The organism is Rhizobacter sp. P2_D12 (assembly GCF_056404395.1).
The window spans coordinates 1-5,127 of sequence record NZ_JBFUEB010000205.1; the positions used below are offsets into that span (position 1 = coordinate 1).

Here is a 5,127-nt window from a genome sequence, read left to right on the forward strand (position 1 = left end):
GTCGATGCCCTCGACGCGCAGGATGCGCGCCGCCAGATCGAGGCGCGCGGCCTGTTCGTCAGCGCCGTCGAACCGGCGCGCGGCGCGCGCCTGGCCAGCTCGCGCGGCGCCAAATTATCTTTGGTCCTGTTCAGTCAGGAGCTGCTCGCGCTGCTCAATGCCGGCCTGGGCATCGTCGAAAGCCTCGAAGCCCTGCTGGAAAAGGAAAGTGCCGCGCCCACCCGCGCCGTGCTCGAACGCCTGCTCGGCGGCCTGCGCGAAGGCAAGCGCTTTTCGGCCGTGCTGGCGGCGCAGCCGGCGCTGTTCCCGCCGCTGTACATCGGCATCGTGCGCGCCGCCGAAGGCACCAGCGACCTGCCGCGCGCACTGACGCGCTACATCGATTACCAGCAGCGCATCGACACCGTGCGCGCCAAAATCGTCAGCGCCTCGATCTATCCGGTGATCCTGCTGATGGTCGGCGGGGGCGTGTCCGGCTTTTTGATCGGCTACGTGGTGCCCAAATTCGCCGAGGTCTACCAGGGCGCGGGCCGCGACCTGCCGTGGCTGTCGCAGCGGCTGCTGGACTGGGGCCAGTTCGCGTCCGGCCACGGGACGGCAATCCTGGCCGGCGCCGTGCTGGTGGTGGCCAGCATCGTGGCCGGCATTCGTCACCTGCGCCGTAGCGGCGGCATGGGCCGGCTGCTGCGCCGCGTGCCCGGCATCGGCGAGCGTGCCCGCGTGTATGAACTCTCGCGCCTGTACCTGACGCTCGGCATGCTGACCGAAGGCGGCATCACGATCGTCGGCGCCATTGAAACCGTGCAGCAGATGGTCTCGCCGCACCTGGCCAAAAACCTGTCGGCGGCGCGCGCCGCGATCGAGTCGGGCGAGCCGATGTCGAACGCCTTCGAAGCCCATGGCCTGACCACGCCGATCTCGCTGCGCATGCTGCGCGTGGGCGAGCGCACGGGCGAGATGGGGCCGATGCTGACCCAGTCGGCCGCGTTCTACGATGGCGAGATCGGGCGCTGGATCGACCGCTTCACGCGCACCTTCGAGCCGCTTCTGATGGCGGCGATCGGCCTTGTGGTCGGCGCCATTGTCGTGCTGCTGTACATGCCGATCTTCGACCTGGCAGGAGACATGTCATGAACACGCACGCCGATTCCGTGGCCGCCGCGCCGTTCGATCCCGCCATCCTGGCGCAGGCACGCGCCGCCGCGAACGTCTCGCGCCGGGGCCTCGTGGCCGAGCTGGAAGCGCTGACCGGGCGCGATGCGCGCGAGCTGGTGCAGGCCCTGGCCGCGCTGTTTGCGCTGCCGGTGATGGAAACGGGCGAGATGCTGCTGCTCGCGCCGGCATTCGACCTGCTGCCGCTGGCGCAGGCGCTGTCGCGCCATTGCGCGCTGCTGCGCCACGCCGACGGGCGCCTGGTGGGCGTGGTGGCCGATCCGTTCGATCTCGACCTGCAGACGTGGCTCGGCGCCCAGGCCCGCGCCACACCTGGCCGGCCGCTCGACCTGTGCCTGGCGCAGCAGGCCGACATCCAGGCCTACCTGTCCAAGCAGGAAGAATCGGCGCGCGCCGTCGATTCGCTCGTGGGCGGGGCAGCCGACGGCCGGCGCGACGGCAAGATCGGCACCGTGCTGTCGTTCGCGTCGGTGTCCGAAGCGGGCAGCCCGGCCGTCAAGCTGGTCAACTCCACGCTGTACGACGCGCTGAAAGCCGGCGCCTCGGACATCCACCTGGAAAGCACGGCCGGCGGCCTGGCCGTGAAGTACCGTGTGGACGGCGTACTCGATCACGCCACGACGGTGGGCGGCATCGAACTGGCCGAGCACATCATCTCGCGCCTGAAGGTGCTGGCCGAACTCGATATCGCCGAGCGCCGCGTGCCGCAGGACGGGAGCTTTAGGGTCGAGGCGGCCGGGCGCGACATCGACCTGCGCGTGTCGATCATGCCGAGCATCCACGGCGAAGATGCGGTAATCCGTATTCTGGACAAGCGCGCGATGATCGAGGCCTACGGCTCGCTCACGCTCGAAGCGCTGGGGTTTGACGCGCCATCGCTCGTCACGCTGCGCCACCTGGCGCAGGAAGCCTACGGCATGCTGCTGGTGACTGGCCCCACCGGCTCGGGCAAGACTACGACGCTGTACGCGGCGCTGACCGAAATCCACAACGGCCGCGAAAAGATCATCACGATCGAAGACCCGGTGGAGTACCAGCTGCCCGGCATCCTGCAAATCCCGGTCAACGAAAAGAAGGGCCTGACCTTCGCCAAGGGCCTGCGCTCGATCCTGCGGCATGACCCCGACAAGATCATGGTCGGCGAGATCCGCGACCGCGAAACTKCCGAAATCGCGGTGCAGTCGGCGCTGACCGGTCACCTGGTCCTGACGACCGTCCACGCCAACAATGTGTTCGACGTGTTCGGGCGCTTCACGCACATGGGCATCGATCCGTATGCGTTCGTCTCGGCCCTGAACGGCATCTGGGCCCAGCGCCTGATCCGCATGAACTGCCCGCGCTGCGGCGAGCGGCACGACCCGACCGATCTCGAACTGGCGTCGGTGCACCTGGAACGCGCCGAGGTGGGCGACTACCTGTTCATGCGTGGGAAAGGCTGCGGCGATTGCCGTGGCACCGGCTACAAGGGCCGCCGTTCGATCGCCGAAATCCTGACCCTGAACGACGAGATCCGCGAGCTGATCGTCGACAAGCAGCCAATCCGCCGCATCAAGGCTGCGGCCCATGCCAACGGCACGCGCAGCCTGCGCCTGGCCGCGCTCGACCTGGTGCGGCGCGGCGCCACCACCATCGATGAAATCAAGCGAGTGACCCTGCATGCGTAAGCGCCTTGGACACACCCTGCGCCTGGGCATTGCCAGCGATGGCCTGGCCCTGGTCAGGATCAACCGCCTGTTCGGCGGCGCGCCCGTGCTGCTGGCCGAGCAGCGGCTCGACCTGTTCGCGCCCGATGCGCTGGCCACGGGGCTGCGCGCGCTGTTTGCCGACCATGCGCCTGGCGGCTGGACGGTGAGTGTCGTGCTGGCCGATGAATTGATCCGCCTGTGGCAGGTCACGCCGCCGCAAGAAGCCACGCGCATGGGCGACCTCGAAGGGGCGGCCGCGCTGCGCTTCCAGCACCTGTTCGGGGCGCCGCCTTCCGAGTGGGTGATCCGCGCCGACTGGGATGCGGCCCGGCCGTTCCTGGCCAGCGCCGCGCCACTGAACCTGCTCGATGGCCTGCAGCTGGCTGCCCAGACCCACCGCTTTCATCTGGTCGACATCCGGCCGCAGTTTGTCGCCGCGCTCAATCAGTGGCGCCAGGCGCGCAGGGCAGGTGCGTGGTTCGGCCAGGTGCATGGCGGCGTGCTGTCGCTCGCGGCGTATGACGGCGCGGTTTTGATGGCCGTGCGCAGCAGCCCGATCCCGGCCGGCGCCGATCGCGACTGGCTGGAAGCGCACGTGGCGCGCGAAGCGCTGCGCGTGGGCGTGGGGCGGCCCGAACGGCTGCAACTGTGCGGCGCCGCGCCGGCCGCCTGGGGCAGCAGCCCGGGGCGCCTGAAATTCGCCTGCAGCCTGTTGGAGCAGAACGCCGGCGACGGCTGGTCCGACCTGGCGCGCCTGGCGCGCACGGGAGCGCCCGCGTGAAGCGTACCCGCATCGATTTCGCCCCGCCGGGCCTGCGCCGCACGCTGTTTCGCACGCCGCCACGCCTTGTCTTCCTGCTGCCTGCCGTGCTGGCGATGTGCGTGCCGGCAGGCGTCATGACACAGCGCTACGTCGAGCAGCAGCAGGAGCTGACCGACTTGCAGGCGGCGCTGGCCGTGCGCAGTGCGCCGCCGCCCGTCGTGGTGGCGGCCGCGCCGAAGGTCACCCTGGCGCCGGCGCAGGTCACCGCTGTCAACGCCGCCGTGGGGCAACTGAACCTGCCATGGCGCGACCTGGCGGCGGCACTGGCAGACGCCACGCCAGCCTCGATCGCGCTGCTGGCGCTGGAACCCGACGCCAAGCGGCRCACGCTGCGCATCAGCGCCGAAGCAAAAAACAGCGACGACATGCTGGCCTACATCACCCGCCTGCAGGCCGAGGAATGGTTCACGGGTGTGGTGCTGATGCGCCATGAAGTGATGCAGGAAGACCCGAACCGGCCACTGCGTTTCCAGGTCAGCGTGCAATGGGGGACGCCATGACGCTCGCGACCCTGCCATTGCGCGCGCGCCTGCTGCTCGCGCGCGTCAATCCGCTGGTGGCGCTCGTCGTGGCGCTGCTCGTGGCCGGCGCAGCCGTGCAGGTCGCGCTGGTGCCGGCGCGCACCCGGCTCGAAGCAGACTACGAGGCCGCGCGCCGCCTCGCGCGTACGCCATTGCCACCACGCCCGGCACCAAGCGCACCGCCACCGAGCAGCGACCAGAACCTGGCGCAGTTCTACGCGACGCTGGGCGATGCCCGTAGCGTGGAGCGCCAGTTGAAAGCGGTGTTCGCACTGGCCGCGCGCCATGGCTTGACGCTGGAGCAGGGCGAGTACCGCACCACCGTTGACCGCAACGCCCGGCTGGTCGCGTATCAGGTCAACCTGCCCGTCAAGGGCAGTTACGCGGCAATCTGGCAGTTTGCGATGGACGTCCTGCGCGCGGTGCCGCATGCCTCGCTCGACGACGTGGCGTTTCGCCGCGACGCCATCGGCGAGGCAGGCGTCGATGCGCGGCTGCGCCTGACGTTCTATCTTGCCGAGCGCAGCGCAGCATCGGGAGAAGCACGATGAAGCCTCGTCATATCGCCATGGGTGGCGCGCTGGCGCTGGCCGCGGGCCTGGTCGTGTTTGGCGACACGACCCCTGACAACACGCTGGCCGAACCGGCCGAGCGCGTGGCCAAGACGGCTGCCACCGCGCCCGCGCGTAGTACGGCTGCGGTGGTCGCCCAGCCCGTTGCGGACACCGCGATCATGCGTCTGGTCCCGCGCGACGAGTTGATCGGCGCCGACGGCGAGCGCTTCGGCGAGGGCGGGCAGGGCCTGTTCGCGCGCCACGACTGGACGCCGCCACCGCCGCCGCCATCGAACGTGCCACCGCCACCACCGCCGCCGCCCGTGGCGCCGCCTTTGCCGTTCAAGTACATCGGCAAGTCGCTCCAGGAC

General features: G+C 69.7%; 6 protein-coding genes. All 6 read left to right on the forward strand.

Features of this window, described 5'->3' with window-relative positions; translation table 11 throughout:
* Positions 1-1,134, forward strand: a 1,134-nt coding sequence (locus tag AC1DYN_RS31460; protein ID WP_477966558.1) for a type II secretion system F family protein, incomplete at its 5' end; no start/stop codon positions are given.
* Positions 1,131-2,837, forward strand: a complete 1,707-nt coding sequence (locus AC1DYN_RS31465; protein WP_477966560.1) for a GspE/PulE family protein — start codon at positions 1,131-1,133, stop codon at positions 2,835-2,837. The genes AC1DYN_RS31460 and AC1DYN_RS31465, both read left to right, overlap by 4 nt.
* Complete coding sequence (locus tag AC1DYN_RS31470; RefSeq protein WP_477966562.1) at positions 2,830-3,639, forward strand: hypothetical protein; 810 nt, start codon at positions 2,830-2,832, stop codon at positions 3,637-3,639. The genes AC1DYN_RS31465 and AC1DYN_RS31470 overlap by 8 nt, the downstream gene beginning before the upstream one ends.
* Positions 3,636-4,181: a PilN domain-containing protein gene (locus tag AC1DYN_RS31475; RefSeq protein ID WP_477966564.1), complete on the forward strand. Its 546-nt coding sequence runs from the start codon at positions 3,636-3,638 to the stop codon at positions 4,179-4,181. Before AC1DYN_RS31470 ends, AC1DYN_RS31475 begins: the two co-directional genes overlap by 4 nt.
* Positions 4,178-4,753, forward strand: a complete 576-nt coding sequence (locus AC1DYN_RS31480) for a hypothetical protein (RefSeq protein WP_477966566.1) — start codon at positions 4,178-4,180, stop codon at positions 4,751-4,753. The genes AC1DYN_RS31475 and AC1DYN_RS31480 overlap by 4 nt, the downstream gene beginning before the upstream one ends.
* A partial coding sequence (locus AC1DYN_RS31485) for a hypothetical protein (RefSeq protein ID WP_477966568.1) occupies positions 4,750-5,127 on the forward strand: 378 nt, incomplete at its 3' end. The genes AC1DYN_RS31480 and AC1DYN_RS31485, both read left to right, overlap by 4 nt.

Bases quoted from the DNA above. Each gene is read 5' to 3' on its own strand.
- AC1DYN_RS31480 (WP_477966566.1), top strand. From the start codon at position 4,178: ATGACGCTCGCGACCCTGCCATTGCGCGCGCGCCTGCTGCTCGCGCGC.
- AC1DYN_RS31470 (WP_477966562.1), top strand. From the start codon at position 2,830: ATGCGTAAGCGCCTTGGACACACCCTGCGCCTGGGCATTGCCAGCGAT.